General features: G+C 54.8%; 16 protein-coding genes. 12 read left to right on the top strand and 4 right to left on the bottom strand.

Annotation, left to right across the window (positions count from 1 at the left end; translation table 11 throughout):
• The first annotated feature begins 361 nt into the window (after window positions 1-361).
• Genes CJ260_RS11080 through CJ260_RS11050 form a run of 7 tightly spaced genes read left to right on the top strand, consistent with a single transcriptional unit; the run spans window position 362 to window position 6,779 of the window.
• Window positions 362-1,075: a class I SAM-dependent methyltransferase gene (locus tag CJ260_RS11080; RefSeq protein ID WP_095630228.1), complete on the top strand. Its 714-nt coding sequence runs from the start codon at window positions 362-364 to the stop codon at window positions 1,073-1,075.
• 12 nt (window positions 1,076-1,087) lie between these two features.
• The gene (locus CJ260_RS11075; RefSeq protein WP_095630227.1) at window positions 1,088-1,870 is read left to right on the top strand and encodes a class I SAM-dependent methyltransferase; all 783 of its coding nucleotides are present in this window, start codon (window positions 1,088-1,090) and stop codon (window positions 1,868-1,870) included.
• Between the two features lie 8 nt (window positions 1,871-1,878).
• Complete coding sequence (locus CJ260_RS11070; protein WP_233127979.1) at window positions 1,879-2,811, top strand: ABC transporter permease; 933 nt, start codon at window positions 1,879-1,881, stop codon at window positions 2,809-2,811.
• Window positions 2,811-3,650 (top strand): nickel transporter permease, encoded by an 840-nt coding sequence (nikC, locus tag CJ260_RS11065; protein ID WP_095630225.1) that lies wholly within the window; start codon window positions 2,811-2,813, stop codon window positions 3,648-3,650. The genes CJ260_RS11070 and nikC overlap by 1 nt, the downstream gene beginning before the upstream one ends.
• 17 nt (window positions 3,651-3,667) lie before the next feature.
• Window positions 3,668-5,221, top strand: a complete 1,554-nt coding sequence (locus CJ260_RS11060; protein WP_095630224.1) for an ABC transporter substrate-binding protein — start codon at window positions 3,668-3,670, stop codon at window positions 5,219-5,221.
• A gap of 5 nt (window positions 5,222-5,226) precedes the next feature.
• Window positions 5,227-6,024, top strand: coding sequence for an ABC transporter ATP-binding protein (locus CJ260_RS11055; protein WP_198947456.1), 798 nt, complete (start codon window positions 5,227-5,229; stop codon window positions 6,022-6,024).
• On the top strand, window positions 6,021-6,779 hold the full coding sequence (locus CJ260_RS11050) for an ABC transporter ATP-binding protein (protein ID WP_095630222.1): 759 nt from the start codon (window positions 6,021-6,023) through the stop codon (window positions 6,777-6,779). The genes CJ260_RS11055 and CJ260_RS11050 overlap by 4 nt, the downstream gene beginning before the upstream one ends.
• 63 nt (window positions 6,780-6,842) lie before the next feature.
• On the opposite strand, the gene CJ260_RS11045 is transcribed toward CJ260_RS11050, so the two are convergent.
• Together CJ260_RS11045 and CJ260_RS11040 are read right to left on the bottom strand one after the other, a co-directional pair.
• A complete protein-coding gene (locus CJ260_RS11045; protein WP_095630221.1) occupies window positions 6,843-7,373 on the bottom strand; it encodes a lipoprotein in 531 nt (176 codons plus the stop codon).
• Between the two features lie 23 nt (window positions 7,374-7,396).
• A complete protein-coding gene (locus CJ260_RS11040) occupies window positions 7,397-8,656 on the bottom strand; it encodes a DEAD/DEAH box helicase (protein WP_095630220.1) in 1,260 nt (419 codons plus the stop codon).
• Window positions 8,657-8,877: 221 nt separating this feature from the next.
• Here CJ260_RS11040 and CJ260_RS11035 point away from each other — a divergent pair, with 221 nt between their 5' ends.
• Window positions 8,878-9,270: a hypothetical protein gene (locus tag CJ260_RS11035; RefSeq protein WP_233127978.1), complete on the top strand. Its 393-nt coding sequence runs from the start codon at window positions 8,878-8,880 to the stop codon at window positions 9,268-9,270.
• Complete coding sequence (locus CJ260_RS11030) at window positions 9,267-10,127, top strand: hypothetical protein (protein ID WP_095630218.1); 861 nt, start codon at window positions 9,267-9,269, stop codon at window positions 10,125-10,127. The genes CJ260_RS11035 and CJ260_RS11030 overlap by 4 nt, the downstream gene beginning before the upstream one ends.
• 54 nt (window positions 10,128-10,181) lie before the next feature.
• On the opposite strand, the gene potE is transcribed toward CJ260_RS11030, so the two are convergent.
• Together potE and CJ260_RS11020 are read right to left on the bottom strand one after the other, a co-directional pair.
• The gene (potE, locus tag CJ260_RS11025; RefSeq protein ID WP_087476888.1) at window positions 10,182-11,510 is read right to left on the bottom strand and encodes a putrescine-ornithine antiporter; all 1,329 of its coding nucleotides are present in this window, start codon (window positions 11,508-11,510) and stop codon (window positions 10,182-10,184) included.
• Between the two features lie 250 nt (window positions 11,511-11,760).
• Window positions 11,761-12,942: an acetyl-CoA C-acetyltransferase gene (locus tag CJ260_RS11020; RefSeq protein WP_087476889.1), complete on the bottom strand. Its 1,182-nt coding sequence runs from the start codon at window positions 12,940-12,942 to the stop codon at window positions 11,761-11,763.
• 631 nt (window positions 12,943-13,573) lie between these two features.
• Here CJ260_RS11020 and CJ260_RS11015 point away from each other — a divergent pair.
• Genes CJ260_RS11015 through CJ260_RS11005 form a run of 3 tightly spaced genes read left to right on the top strand, consistent with a single transcriptional unit; the run spans window position 13,574 to window position 15,817 of the window.
• Entirely contained in the window at window positions 13,574-14,158 is a 585-nt protein-coding gene (locus CJ260_RS11015; protein WP_087476890.1) for a MaoC family dehydratase, read from the top strand.
• The gene (locus CJ260_RS11010; RefSeq protein ID WP_233127977.1) at window positions 14,136-14,684 is read left to right on the top strand and encodes a biotin transporter BioY; all 549 of its coding nucleotides are present in this window, start codon (window positions 14,136-14,138) and stop codon (window positions 14,682-14,684) included. The genes CJ260_RS11015 and CJ260_RS11010 overlap by 23 nt, the downstream gene beginning before the upstream one ends.
• Window positions 14,681-15,817, top strand: a complete 1,137-nt coding sequence (locus CJ260_RS11005) for a thiolase family protein (protein WP_095630217.1) — start codon at window positions 14,681-14,683, stop codon at window positions 15,815-15,817. Before CJ260_RS11010 ends, CJ260_RS11005 begins: the two co-directional genes overlap by 4 nt.

Raw genomic sequence — 15,817 nt, 5'->3', positions numbered from 1 at the left:
CAAAGAGAAGTAAATGAGTTATTTACGGAATATTTATATAAAAATATTAAAGATTTTATTAAAAAAATTTTATGCTAGTCGCGGATTAACATTACGCTGGCAAACGCTGAATACACAAAAAATATTCTTGGTAAAATTCCGCATATATGTTCGTTTTATCTAATCGGCAGGTCACCACAGAACAGCTCATGCATTTTGCATGAGCTGTTTTTTTGTGCGCAGTATAAACGATTAGCATATGGTCATGAAGGATTGGATGGACTGTACGGTAATTTCTATCCCCATAGGGGGCTTAAAAGGCCATATATATTTTTGTATAATAAAATTACTTTAAATTACGATGTATAGAAAGGCTAGGCAGATGGAAGAGATTAAACGTGAAATGATAGCGTACTGGTCGCAGCGGGTCGACGAGTTTTCGGCGCAGCGGTGCCGGGAGTTTCAAAGCCCGAAGCGGCAGTTGTGGATAGAGGAATTTCAGCGGTATTTTTCGATGGACGCGCCGCTGCGTATTTTAGACGTCGGCACGGGAACGGGATTTTTTGCCAATATCCTGGCCCTGGAGGGGCACGACGTCGTCGGCATCGATTTGACGGAGCACATGATTGTCGAAGCGAAGCGGAAAGCGGAGCTATACCATGTGCCGTCGGCGTTTTACGTCATGGATGCGGAACGGCCCGAGTTTCCCGACGCTTCTTTCGACGTCGTCATATCGCGCAATCTGACCTGGGCTCTTCCCAATTTAGGCAAGGCCTATAAGGCGTGGCGGCGCGTGCTGAAGGATGGCGGCCTGCTGCTGAATTTTGATGCCGATTATTGTCATGAAAAGGCGGATATGCCGCTGCCGGCTGCCCATGCGCACCAACAGATTGCGCCGTCGCTGCTGGCTGAATACGAACGGATGAAGACGGTACTTCGCCGGCCGGAGCTGCGCCCGCAGCGGGATTGCGAGCTATTGGCCGAGGCGGGATTCCGCGATGTCCGCATGGATCTGTCTGTTTGGAAGCGCATATATCGTGACGTAGACGAGTTTTATAATCCTACGCCTATATTCTGTATTGCGGCGTATGCTTGACGAGGGATGACTATGGCGGCTTATGAAAGCTATGAACAAGAGAATATGGCCTATTGGACGAACCGCGCGCCGGGATATTCGGCGGTCCATCAAAGCGAGCTGGGTTCAAGCCAGCGGGACGTCTGGAGACGGACGCTGCTGCGGCACATAGAGGCGGTTTTCAGTAAGGAGAACGCCTCTTCCATCCGCGTGCTGGACGTCGGCACGGGGCCGGGATTTTTCGCCATTTTACTGGCTGAACGGGGTTATGAGGTGACGGCCGTCGATTATACGGCGTCTATGCTGGAAGAAGCGAAAGGCAATGCCGGACGGCTCGGCCGGTCCATACGGTTTTGCCGCATGAACGCGGAGCAGCTGGCCTTTGCCGACGGGTATTTCGACGTCGTCGTCATGCGGAACCTTACGTGGAACCTTCCGCACCCTGATAAGGCCTACGGCGAGTGGCGGCGCGTCCTGAAACGGGGCGGCCTGCTGCTGAACTTCGACGCCAACTGGTATCGGTATTTATACGATGAGGAAGCGCGGCGGGGATATATGGAAGACAGGGAGCACATCCGCAGGAGCGGCGTAGCCGACGAGACGGACGGGACAGATATACCGGCTATGGAAGCGATTGCCGGAAAAGCGCCCCTGTCGGGATGCGTGCGCCCACAGTGGGATTTAGATATTCTGCGGCGCTTGGGGATGGACGCCGTCGCCGACGAGGATATATGGAAGACAGTATGGACGCGGGAAGAACGCATCAATAACGGCTCGACGCCTATGTTTATGATAAAGGCTGTGAAGCGGTTATGACGATGTATGTGATAAAACGGCTTCTGCAGCTGATTCCGATTTTGTTGGGAATTACCTTTCTGTCTTTTGCTATGATGCATATTGCCGGCAGCGATGCAGTCGTTCAAAAATATGACCGGGCAGGCATAGCTGTCGCTGCGGAAGTCGTCGCGGCTGAACGGGTGCAGCTGGGCTTGGACCGGCCGTTTCTGACGCAATATATCGTTTGGCTGGGAAATCTGCTGCACGGCAATATGGGCGTCAGCTTCATGACGGGCCGTGACGTTTTTGCGACTTTCATGGATAAGCTGCCGGCGACGCTGCTTCTCACGGCGTCGTCCGTCCTGCTGACAGTCGCCGTTTCGGTTCCGCTGGGCATTGCGGCGGCGGTCCGGCGCAACTCGACTGTAGATTACGTCATACGCTTTTTCAGTTTTTGCGGCAACAGCATGCCTAATTTTTTTCTGGCTTTGGTTCTGTTGTATCTGTTTGCCGTCCAGCTACCTTTGTTTCCCGTCCTTTCCTCGGGAATGGGGATAGAGCATCTGGCGCTGCCGACGGCGACCTTGTCCATTGCTATGTCCGCTAAGTACTTGAGGCAAGTGCGGGCGGCCGTGTTGGAAGAAATGGGCAAGGACTATGTACTGGGCGCAAAATCGAGGGGCGTTCCCTTTTCCTGGACGCTGCGGCGCAGCATCCTGCGGGCTTCCTTCGGCACGATTTTGACGCTGCTGGCTCTTTCTATCGGCAGCCTGCTGGGCGGGACGGCCATTGTAGAATCCATTTTCATGTGGGACGGCGTAGGAAAGCTGGCCGTCGATGCGATTCACGGACGAGATTATCCTATGATTCAGGCCTATGTCGTATGGATGGCCTTCATATACGTCGTCGTCAATTTGCTGACTGATATCGTCTATCGGATAGCAGACCCGCAGATTGGCTGGAAAGCGGGGCGGCGTTGATGATACCGGAAGCTCTCGTTTTTCACAAGACGCCGAAGCGCCGCCTTATCTTGTTTTCGTTTTGTGCCGCCGCATTGCTGTGCGTTGCAGCCTTCGGCGCGTATTTGTGTCCCTATGATCCGTATGCCCAGCAGTATGACGCGGCTCTTCAGACCCCTAGGTGGGAACACTGGCTGGGAACGGACCGGTACGGCCGCGATATGCTGTCCCGGATTCTCGCCGGCGCGCAGCTCAGCATTTTTTCGGCCTTGGCTCTCGTCGCCATGATTGCTTTTATCGGCACGGGTATCGGACTGCTGTGCGGATATTACGGCGGGAAGGCGGACGCCCTGTGCATGCGCCTGGCCGACGTCTGCCTGGCCTTTCCCAGCTTGATTTTTGCCATGGCTATAGCGGCTGTTTTGAACGGCGGGATCCACAATGCCGTCGTCGCCTTAGGAGCCGTCAGTTGGCCTAAGTACGCCCGCTTGGTCCGAAGCCGGACCTTGGCATTGAAAGAGCAGAAGTTCATTTTAGCGGCTCAGATGGCCGGTTCTCTGCCGCGGCAGATCCTGATCCGCCATATATTGCCGAACTGCCTGGGAACAATCGTCGTGACGGCGGCTTTGGACATCGGTACGATGATGATGGAGCTGGCGGCCCTGTCCTTTTTGGGATTAGGTGCCAAGCCGCCGGCCGCCGAATGGGGCAGCATGATGAGTACGGGACGAAGCATGCTGCAGACCTATCCCTGGGTCGTCCTGTCTCCCGGAGCGGCTATTTTTCTTTCCGTAGCTATATTGAATCTATGGGGCGATGCGCTGCGCGATTATATAGACCCGAAAGAGCGGGGACGGTAATGGGGAGGTTTGCGAGGATGAATAAAAAACGGTTTATAGCGTGGATTGCGGCGGCGCTCCTGCTGCTGACGGCGGCCGGCTGCGGCGGTACGGAAGAGGCGAACCATTCCGCCGCTGGCAAAACCTTTGTCATGGGCGATACGACCTTTAACCCTGAAAACAACGAGCCCGACATCAATCCGCACAACGACAACAGCGGCTGGGCCTGTATCCGCTACGGCGTAGGGGAGACGCTGTTCCGATACTCCGATACGATGGAAATTGAGCCGTGGCTGGCAGAAAGCTATGAGCCTGTCGACGACGTGACGTGGCGGATTGTCCTGCGTAGGAATGTGACCTTTACCAGCGGCCGGCCCGTAGACGCCCAGGCCGTCAAGGAATGTCTGGAGCATTTGGTTGCCGTCCATAAGCGGGCGGCCGGCGATTTGCATATTGCCTCGATGGAAGCGGACGGACAGGTGCTGACGATTCGGACGACGGTTCCCGTGCCGGCCCTGCCCAATTATCTGTCCGACCCATACGGCTGCATCATCGACATGCAGGCCGGCATCACCAGCGACGGCATGGTGACGGCGACGGGGCCGTATAAGGCCGTGTCCCTCGTGTCCGGAGACCGCGTCGACCTCGTAAAAAATGACGCCTATTGGAACGGCGAGCCCAAGCTGGATTCGATTACGATACGGACTATTTCCGACGGCGATACGCTGACTATGGCCCTGCAGTCCGGTGAAATCGACGCGGCCTACGGCATGCCCTATGCCAGCTATCCCCTGTTTCAAAACGACGAGTACACGATCAGCAGCGCGGCTACAAGCCGCACCTTCTTTGTCTGGATGAATTTCGACAGTCCTCTGATGCAGGATGAAGCCGTCCGCAAAGCGATTTCCATGGCCATTGACAAGCAGGGCTTTGTCGACGCCTTGCTCCATGGAAACGGCTACCCTGCCGCCGGTCCCTTTCCCGATACGTTTGCCTTCGGCGGCGATGCGGCGAAGGCCGAGCCCTATGACTTAGAAGGGGCCCGGCGCGTATTGGACGACGCCGGCTGGAAGGATGAAGACGGCGACGGCGTTCGGGAAAAGGACGGGCGCAGGCTGGCCCTCCGCTGGCTTACCTATCCGAGCCGTCAGGAACTGCCGTTGCTGGCCGAATCGGCTCAGGCGACGCTGAAGCAGATTGGCGTCGCTGTGGATATACAGTGTACGGCTGACCACAACCGCGTGAAAAAGGACCGCTCCGCCTGGGACGTCTATGCCAGCGCGATGGTGACGGCTCCGTCGGGAGACCCGCAGTATTTCTTCACCTACTGCTGCCTCGACGGGTCGGACAGCAATACGGGCCGGTATCACAGCGATGCCCTGGAAGAATTAGCCCGGAAGATGGAAGGGACCTTTGACCCCGATGAACGGGGCGCGCTGGCCGCGCAGATGGCGCAGACTATCCTGGACGACCACGCCTATGTATTTTGCTCCCATTTGAAGATGAGCATGATCGCCAGGAAGGGCGTCGTCGGCCTTGCGGCTCATCCCTGCGATTTTTATGAAATTACGGCGGATTTAGATAAGACGTGAGGATAATGGACATGAAAGAGGCGGTCATCGCCTATGACAACGTAGACATCTGCTATGACGGCCGGCCAGTCGTGCGGCAGGCGACGTTTTCACTGCAGCCGGGAGAGATTTTGGGGATAGTCGGCGAGTCCGGAAGCGGCAAGAGCACCCTCCTGCAAAGCGCTATGAATCTCTTAGGCCCGGGAGGCGCCGTGACGCAGGGACATATTTGGTTCCAAGGACAGGATATACTGGCGTTATCGGACGAAGGGATGCGGCGTCTTTGCGGCGCACAGATGGCCATGGTCTTTCAGGATGCCGCGGCGTCGCTGTGTCCGGTGCGGACCATAGGCAGTCAAATCTGCGAGGCTGCGGCGGCCCATTTGGATATGGGGAAGGAAGAGGTCCGGCGGCAGACTTTGGAGCTTTTCGCGCGCCTAGGCTTTTCAGACGGCCGACGCGTATGGGAAAGTTATCCTTTTGAGCTGTCAGGAGGCATGAACCAGCGCGCGGCCTTAGTCCTGGTCATGCTGCTGAAGCCGGCCCTGCTGCTGGCCGACGAGCCGACGAGCGCTCTCGACGTCTGCGCGCAGAAGCAGGTACTGGATGAGCTGCTGTATCTGCGGGACCAGTACGGTACGGCGATTATGCTGGTCACGCACGACATGGGCGTCGTGTCCCGTGTAGCCGATTACGTACTGGTCGTAAAGGAAGGTCAGATGATAGAATACGGACCGGCGAAAGACGTGCTGGCCTCGCCGGCCCAGGCGTATACGAAGGAGCTGCTGGCTGCCGTGCCGAAGCTGCGGAGGGACAGACGATGACTGTTTTGGAACTGCAAGAAGTGACGAAAGTATTTCCAGGAAGAAAGGGCGCTCAGGTCAGGGCGCTGGATAGGGTTAGTTTTTGCATAGAAGAAGGCGAAAGCGTCGGCCTGATCGGCCCGTCCGGGTCGGGAAAGAGCACCGTCGCCAATGCGGTATGCCGCTTTATCGACGTGACGTCAGGACGTATTTTGCTGAGAGGCTGCGATATTACAGAGGCCAGGGGAAAGGCCCTGCGGCAGGTGTATAAAGAAGTGCAAATGGTATTTCAGTCGCCTCGGTCGTCCTTTGACACGCGGCGGACACTGGGAGACGGCGTCGGAGAATGTCTTAAGAACGGCGGCGTCGGCAAAGACGAACGGCGGGAACGGGTAAGAGCGCTGCTGGAACGGTGCGGATTGCCTGCTGCCGCCGCCGATTGGTATCCTCATGAGGTCAGCGGCGGCCAATGCCAGCGGGCGGCCATCGCCCGCGCCTTGGCGGCACAGCCGCGGCTGCTTGTTTGCGACGAAGCGACGAGCGCCTTGGACGTCATGGCCCAGCGGCAGATTCTCGAACTGCTGCTGGAGCTAAAGGCCGAGGGGCGTCTCCAGCTCCTGTTTATTACGCACAATTTGGCCGTAGCGCAGCAGTGCTGCGACCGGCTTATCGTCATGGACAAGGGCCGGATTGTAGAAGAAGGACGGATGGACGACGTCGTTTGCCGTCCTCAAAGCGAATACACTAGGCGCCTTATCGAGGCCGTCCTATACTGACGAAAAAGGGCTCCTCCATAGCCTGCATGGGACTAGGGAGGAGCCTTTTTCGTATGATTGTATTTATTTTTTCAAATTAGGCGTGCAGTCGACGATGATACTGTCATATTCTTCGCCGTTCTTATTTTTCATGACCGTATAGGTTCCCTTCGTGTCGGGAATCGCTTTTTCCAGCATATGGCTGTGCCATTTTTCTACAGTCATGGTCATGCCGCCCGTTTGCTGGCTGTTTTCCGACTGCTTCTTGCCGTCGCGGGGAAGAAGCGTATCCGTTGCCGGTTCTTTGCCGTCTTTAGCCGGCAAGGTAATCGTAACGGCCCGGTCGTTTTCAAATACGACTTCGTAGAGGCCGCCCTTGTATACTTTCAGCGTATCGCCTTGCGCGTAGGGATGGCCGAATTCGGCTTCCCAATCCTGGGCCGTATCGCCGAGGCCGGCAACTTCGCCGATCGTGGCCTTTTCAGCTTTTCCCTTGTCGACTTGCTGTTCCTGCGTGGTCTTGGCCTTATTGGCGTCCTGCGTGTCTGTCTGGGAGCAGCCGGCGCTGACGAACAGCGTCAGAATGGCCAGGACGACGGCTAATTGTTTTTTCATATTCAGTACCTCCTTGCTGTATATTACCGCCGGCGGCGGTTGTCCCCTCCCTTATGAAGCGTTTTGTGGCGCTTGCTTTTCGTAGGCTGGTACGTGCTGGCCGGCAGCTTGTCCTTGTATACCTTTTTCTTTTTGGGAGGCCGCGCGCTGGCCTTGACTTTGATTTTGCCGCTCGTCGTATATTTGGTAATCGTAGCGTGAATGCTGTGTTCGATGCGGCGGACCCAGTCTTCGTCGGCGCCGGTGGCGAACATGACGGACAATCCTTCGTTGCCGGCCCGGCCTGTCCGGCCGATGCGGTGGATATAATAATCTACGTCACGGGGGACGTCGTAATTGAATACGTGCGTAATGCCTTCGATGTCGATGCCGCGTGCGGCGATATCCGTCGCCACGAGAATCTGCGTCTTAGCCCGGGCGAAGTCGCGCAGCACCTGGGTACGGCGGCCTTGGGACATGTCGCCGTGAAGCTCGCCGATGTTGAAGCCGGCGGCGATGAGCTGACCGGCCAGCTGGGCCGTCCGCTCTTTAGTGTTGCAGAATACGACGGCCAGGTAGGGATTCATCTCCTGCAGCATCTGGCACAGCATGGGGAATTTTTTATCCTCGCTGGTCATGTAGATGCGCTGTTCAATTTGCTCCAGGGCGATGGTTTCGCCTTCCAATACGCGGAGCGACAGGGGATTCTGCATGTGTTTTTTTGCCAGGCCTCTGATTTTGTCCGGTATGGTGGCGGAGAAAAACAGGAGCTGACGGCGCTTGGGCGTCATGCTGATGAGGATGTCGACGTCTTCTAAAAATCCCGACTGCAGCATTTGGTCCGCTTCGTCGACGACGACCCGGCCGACGCCGCTTAAATCGAGGGAATTGCGGCGGCAGTGGTCCAGGAGGCGGCCCGGCGTGCCGATGATGACATGGGGATGGCGGTGCAGCTTCTGCAGCTGGTTTTCAATCGTCTTGCCACCGATGAGGCTGAGGACGTCAACGCCGAGGGCCGGAGCCAGGGCGTCGGCTACTTCGGCAATCTGCCGGGCCAGCTCGCGCGTCGGCGCGATGATAAGCACTTGCTCCATGTGGACGTTTGGCTTGACCTGCTGCAGCGACGGCAGGAGGAAGGCGTAGGTTTTTCCCGTGCCGGTCTGGGCCTGGGCCAGTATGTCGCGCCCCTTAAATACAGGCGGAATTGCCTGTTCCTGTATGGCCGTAGCCTCGCGGATGCCCTGCTTGCGCAGCAGTTCGCAAAGCTCCGGCGTAATGCCTAGGGATTGGAATGTTTTGGACATGATTGTGTAAATACCTTTCTATGTAAATATTTGCGTAATTATTATCTATTGTACACAAGAGCCGTCTTTTTCGCAATAGAAGATTGCACCGGCCGGCTATAACGACTACCCATGTATGCCCTGTATGTGGTATACTTAATTATTAAGCAAGAGAGTTCCTGTAATGGAGGTACAGAAAAGAAATGAGTGGCTGTTGCGATGTAATTCGTCAGTGCGTGTTCATGTGTTTTTTTATTATCCCGATTCCCATCGGGGCGTATACGATACATAACGGCTCCAGCGCCGTCGTGGCCCTGGTGAGCTATACGGTCTTGTCCTTCCTGGTTCCCTGGGCTTATTTAGGCAGCGCCGAAGCGCGGTTCGGCCCGGAACAGCGGAAGATAAGCCGGGCTGCCTTTGTCGTCATGTGGCTGGCTGTCGCCGCGGCCTTTGCCGTTTTCAGCGCCTGTATGGGCGATATCTGGAAATCGTCGTCCTTTTGGGAATGGCCGACTGTTGGACGGGATATCGTATTCATTGTCGGCATGTACGGCAAGGTATGCGTCACGCTGCTGCTGGCCTATGGCCTGGCCTGCCTGACCGGGTCGGATACGGCGAAGGGAGGGAGCCTATGAGAGCATCTGTGACAGATTGCGTGCGGGCAGTTCTGCGGCTGGCTCTTTGGACAGTCCCCATTCCCTTCGGCGCCTTTGCGTCCGATAAGGGCCTGTTCGTATCCCTGTCGGTCCTGGTGTTCATTTTGGCTTCGCTGAGCCTGCCCATTACGGTGCGCCGCCGGCAGATGAAGGGGATGGGAACGTCGCAATATGCGTCCGTAGGCGCGATACTATACGGCGGCATCGTCGCCCTGTGCGTTGCCGTCGCCATTCTCAACGGCCTCATGGCCTATCCGTTTTGGCAGGAATACGCCTTGCGGGTCGCTTCCTTTTTCGTATGGATGATGGGGACCCTGACGCTGCAGTCTCTGGCTGCCTGGGGCGTGGATTGGTGGCTGAAGCGCCGCCGGGCCTACTGGTTTTCCGAATTTCTGGATACGATTTTATATAGCCTGCCCCTGCCTTGCGCCGTCATGGGCATGCTCTTGTTTCCGGATGTCGGCGACGGCGAAGTAACGACCAGCCTGGTCGTCGGCGTGATGGGCATCATGGGTTTTGGATTTATCGCTATGGGCATATGCGTCATCGCCGTGTTCGCCTTTTATTTTTTCCCGTCAAAGGGCCTGCCGGGGAAGGAGCGGATTATCCAGTGCCTGCGCATCGTCGTGATGACGGCTGTCTGGCTGGTGGCGAATTCGATTATCTTTGACAGCCGCCTGCAAATTTTCAGCTCCCTTATTTTCCAATGCATGCCTGTCGTGCAAAATAATTTTCTCGTATTCATTACGCCGTTTGTCGTAGAAAGCTGTTTGGGCATTGCCTCTGTCGCCGTTGGAAACGTGTTTGTCATGGCTATGTATAAATTCATAAAATAATTACGACCGATATAAAAAGAGCCGATCCGCGAGGACCGGCTCTTTTGCACGTGTTTATTTATTTTGCAGCGGCAAGGGCTGTTTCAGGATATTGAAACGGACCATGTAAATCATCCAGCCGATGAAGGCTGCCAGGCAGCCGCTGAAGAAGGTTACGGCGTCTGTCGTCGTCAGGGCGTAAATGCAGTAAATAATAGATACGCCGGACAGGAAAATAGACGTATTTCTGTTGCAGACGGCATTGGAAATCTGTTCTTTTTCCAAGATAGATTTCAATGCGAAAGCGCAGAAGATGTAAGGAATAACGTTTGTCACGACGGCCAGGTTTGCCAGGAGCTCGAACTGTTTGGCCAGCGTCGGGCTGATGGTCATCAGGGCCAGGCAGCTTTGCATAGCCAGGATGAGGATCATGCCTTTGACCGGAACGTCGGCGTTGGTGACCTTGGCGAATACCTTCGGGAACAAGCCCCGCTGGGCGCTGGTCTTAAAGACGCGGGCCAGGGTAAACTGCCACGACAGGAGCGAGCCGGCGCAGGAGAAGACCATCAGGCCCATGACGACCTTGCCGGCCGTAGAGCCGAGCATGTACGAAAAGGCCAGGCCGAAGGGGGCGCTGGAGCTCAGGATTTCCGCATTGGGAACGATGCCGGCAATGACGTTCGTCGAGGCGACATAGATAAAGGCTACGCCCAAGGTGCTGACGAAGGTTGCGATGGGAACGGAACGCTGCGGATTTTCTACGGCGTCCATGTTGACGGCAGCCGATTCCAGACCCAGGAAAGACCAGAGGGTCAGGGCGATGGAATTGCCGACGGCGTCGATGAACCCGACGTCGTTCGGATTCCACGAAGAAATCCACGTAGACGGTTCAAACCAGTACCAGCCGATGAGCGAGATGCCCAGGACGGGAATAATCGCGCCCCAGATCGTTATCGTGCTGAGCTTGCCCGAATAGCGGGAGCCGCTGAAATTTAACGCGGCCGCAATCCAGAGCAAGGCGATTGTATATAAACATGTTTGCAGCGGCGTAAAGGAGGTTCCTAAGAACCCGGCGCCATATCCTACGGCAGAAATGGCGATAGCCACGTTTGCAATGACGATGGAAACTGCATAGGCATAATTTGCCATAAAATGTCCTATTCGCCCGAAGGCGTATTCGGAATAACCGCCCATTCCGCCAGGCTTCGTAGTAAACATGCCGCATCGGGCGAAAGTCATAGCCAGGGCGAGCGAGCCGAGAGCCGTAATTAACCACGAAATAATGGAAATCGTACCGACTTCAGCAAGTTTGGTCGGCAGCATGATGATGCCTGCCCCCAACATATTGGCTGCAGTGACGAAGGTCAGCTGAACCAAAGACATTTTACGACGTGTAGTTTTCATTATCAGTCCTTCTTTCATTGTAAAATTTTAGTATGAACAACTATTTATTTTGGCTAGTTCATTCTATCATTTTTGTGAAGAAAATAAAATAGTTTTTGAAAAATAATTATATGAAAATAGTACGTATAGAGAACGTTATATACCGTAAAGATATAGTAAAAAACTTTCCCATTTTTTACATTGTCAGAAGTGCAAAAAAACGCATGGACAAAGATGCCCATGCGTTTAGTTACGACAATATCAATTGAAATTAGTCGATGTTTTCTACGATGCAAGCCGTGCCCTGGCCGCCGCCGATGCAGAGGGTAGCCAAGCCGTATTTGCCGCCGACTTCTTTCAAGCCGTAGAGCAGCGTAACGAGGATACGAGCGCCGGAAGCTCCGATCGGATGGCCGAGAGCGATAGCGCCGCCGTGGATGTTGACTTTGCTCATGTCGAGGCCGAGTTCGCGAACAACGTATACGGACTGTGCTGCGAACGCTTCGTTAGCTTCTACGAGGGAGAGATCGTCAGCTGTGAGGCCGGCTTTTTCCAAAGCTTTGCGGGAAGAAGGAACAGGTCCGATACCCATGATGGAAGGATCAACGCCTGCGGAAGCGTAGCTTACGACTTTAGCCATCGGTTTGAGGCCGAGTTCAGCAGCTTTTTCAGCAGACATTACGACGAATGCAGCTGCGCCGTCGTTGATGCCGGATGCGTTGCCAGCCGTTACGGTGCCGCCTTTTTTGAAGGCCGGTTTTAATTTAGCGAGGCTTTCAACCGTCGTGCCTTCACGCGGGAATTCGTCTGTATCGAAAACAGTGTCGCCTTTTTTGCCATGGATGACGACAGGAACGATCTGATCCTTGAATGCGCCGCTCTTAATAGCTTCGCAAGCTTTCTGCTGGGAACGAGCGCCCAAAGCGTCCTGATCTTCACGGGAAACGCCGAACTGTTCAGCTACGTTTTCAGCCGTGATGCCCATGTGGTAATCGTTGAAAGCGTCCCACAAGCCGTCTTTGATCATCGTGTCGACCAATACGCCGTTGCCCATACGGTAGCCATAACGAGCTTTAGGAATAGCGTACGGAGCTGCGGACATGTTTTCCATACCGCCTGCTACGATAACGTCGGCGTCGCCGGCTTTAATCATCTGAGCGGCGAGGGATACGCAGCGGAGACCGGAACCGCAGACTTTGTTGATCGTCATAGCCGGCGTTTCAACGGGGAGACCTGCTTTGATCATAGCCTGACGAGCAGGGTTCTGGCCCTGAGCAGCCTGGAGAACGTTGCCCATAACGACTTCGTCAACGATAGCTTTGTCGATGCCTGCGCGTTTGATGGCTTCTTCGATAACGATAGCGCCCAAATCTGCTGCAGGAACGTCTTTCAGGGAACCGCCAAATTTACCAATAGCTGTACGGCAAGCACTTACGATTACTACTTCTTTCACAGAAAATCACTCCTTATGGTTTGAATGTAATAGTATGTCCGGATAAGACATACATGTTGCAAATGTATCATCAGTATGAATGATATATTGTTATTATAATCATAACAAACTTTTCAACATAAATGCAAGAGGGTATACAAAGTTATTACAAAAAATAATACCTTATACATATATTTTTGTTTGCTATGATTCATAATCGAAAAATAATTAATGATGACCTGAAACACTGTTGCGGCTGATATGGCGTCACAGCCTATAGCAAATTTTGGAACATCATCGGTATAACGGGAAAGATGAGTTCTAAATTTCACAATCTCGTTATACATATAGTACATTTTTTCACAAATAAATGCAAGAGGAAAAAAGCGTTTGCTTATATTAAATACTCATATTTGAATATGATACAGCTAAAAAACGCATAATACATGAATAAACTGAAGAAATATATTTATTATAATGTTTTAATTATAGATAAGGTAATAAGAGCATATTGCTCAAAGCGTATAGTTTGTTATGTGAAATAAATAACGATAGTTCAATTTATTGTTAACTTAAAATAATTTATATAGTTGACACTGATAAATGAAATTGCTATAATCCCATACATATTGAACAGAAAGAAGGGATGCTGATGATGCAGCTGATTCAGCAGCTGGCTGCCTGTAAAAGCTATGATTTTTCCGGCTGGTTCCTGGCAGAAGCCTCGCTGTGCCTGGAAGGAAAGGCCCATTCGTTTTCATTGGAGATCTGCCGAAAGACGGAGCGGCGGGCCGTGCTGCAAGTGCTGGGATGGGATGAAGGCGGCAGGTGCCGTCAGTCGCTGACGGTATTGCTGGTCAAGCCTCTCAGCCTTTCCCGGGAGATTATATCGGCCGAGGCCGAGGGTGCTCCTGATGGCGAAGTCCTGTGGCGTCATGTTTTTTCTGATGAGGAAATACAGGATTACCTGGCCGTCAGCGGCGATGCCAACGAAATACATCGGGGAAAGAGGGCCGTCGTCCCCGGATTGTGCTTTCTGGAACGGCTGCTGTCGTCGCTGGATGAAGACGGCCTTCGCTGGCGCTGCAAATTCCGAAAGCCCGTATATGCCGGCGAAGAGCTCTGCCTCGTGGAGACGGCTGCCGGTATAGAAGGCTATGTCGGCGGCCGCCTGGTAAATACGATAGAACGATTACCCTATAAGGAGCGTGTACATGATGAAATCAACAACATATGATGCCGGAACGCTGACGCGGCTGGCCCTGCTCATCGCCATGAACTGCGTATCAGCGTATATGATTATTCCTCTGCCCTTTTCTATGTCGCCTATATCGCTGCAGACGCTGGTCGTCAATTTGGTGGCCTATCTGCTGCCGCCGAAGCAGGCCTGTGCCGCGATGCTGGCGTACGTCTGCATCGGCCTTATCGGCATCCCCGTGTTTACGGGCGGCGCGTCCGGCCCGGGAAAAATGTTCGGCCCTACAGGCGGGTATATTTGGGGGTATGTCGTCGCCGTGACGCTCATTGCCTGGCTGAAGGGGAAGGAGTACAATTTCAAGCGCTTCGCCCTTGTCGGCGTCTGCATCGGCCTGCCGGTTATCGACGTGCTGGGATGCATCCAGCTGAAGCTCATTACTGGCATGACATGGGAGGCGGCCGTGCTCAGCGGCGTGCTCCCCTTTATCCCCTTGGATATCGTCAAGTGCCTGGGGGCGGCGGCTTTGGCCCGGCCCTTGTATAAGATCCTGGGTGCGATGCGATGAACGACGTGTATATTATCGGCGGCCTGCGCAGCTACATCGGCGTGTATAACGGCATGTACCGCCATGTGCCGGCAGAGAAGCTGGGCGCAGCCGTTTTGCAGGAAGTGATCTGCGCATACGGGCTGGTCCGCATCGACGAAATCATCGGCGGCAACAGCGTAGGCTGCGGCGGCAACATTACCCGGCTGGCCGCGCTGGAAGCGGGATTGGATGTATCCGTACCGGCCGTGACCGTCGACATGCAGTGCTGCAGCGGCCTGGAAAGCATTGCCATCGCGGCGGCAAAGGTGGCTTCGGGACAGGCGGAATGTATTCTGGCCGGCGGCTTTGACAGCGCGTCTACCCAGCCGCGGCGAAGCTGTCATCCCAATCATCCGGCCTACCGCGGCGATGAGAACTGGTATATGACGGCTCAATTCAGCCCGCAGGTATGGAGTGAAGACTGCATGCTCCGCTGTGCCGAGTACACGGCGGAACAATTTCAGATTACGCGGGAGAGGCTGGATGCCTGGGTCCTTCGCAGCCATGCTCTGGCCGGAGAGGCCGTGCGGGAAGGCGTGTTTCAGCCGTGCATTGCCCCTGTATGGGGCGGCGCGCGGGATGAAGGCATTCGCCCAGCCATGCGTCCGCAGCTGCTGCGGCGTTTGAAGCCGGTATTGCCCGATGGAACAGTGATTACAGCGGCCAATGCCTGCCTCACCAACGACGGTGCAGCCTTTGTGATCGTGTGTTCTCCTGCGTACGCCCGCCGGTATGGACTGCAGCCGGCCGTTAAAATACGCGGCGTCGTCTCCTGCGGCACAGACCCGCTGCTGAGTCCCGTCGGAGCGGTGCAGGCCGCAGAAGCCGTGCTGACACGATGCGGTTTGCGCGGCGAAGACATAGATATTTTTGAAATCAATGAGGCTTTCGCCCTGATTGGCGAATTATTTGCCCGCCAGTTTCCACGCTGCGTGGCGGCTTACAATCCCTTCGGCGGAGCCTTGGCATACGGCCATCCTTACGGGGCGACTGGCGCCGTGCTGCTCCTGCACGCTATCGAAGGGCTGCGGGCCCGGGACGGCGCGCTGGGCTGCTGCAGTATTGCCGGCGCCGGCGGCCTGGGCAAGGCTATGATTATAGAAAGAGTGTAG

The organism is Megasphaera sp. ASD88 (assembly GCF_002287425.1).
GTDB classification, from domain to species: Bacteria; Bacillota; Negativicutes; order Veillonellales; family Megasphaeraceae; genus Megasphaera; species Megasphaera stantonii.
This window is presented reverse-complemented; position numbering and strand designations above follow the sequence as displayed.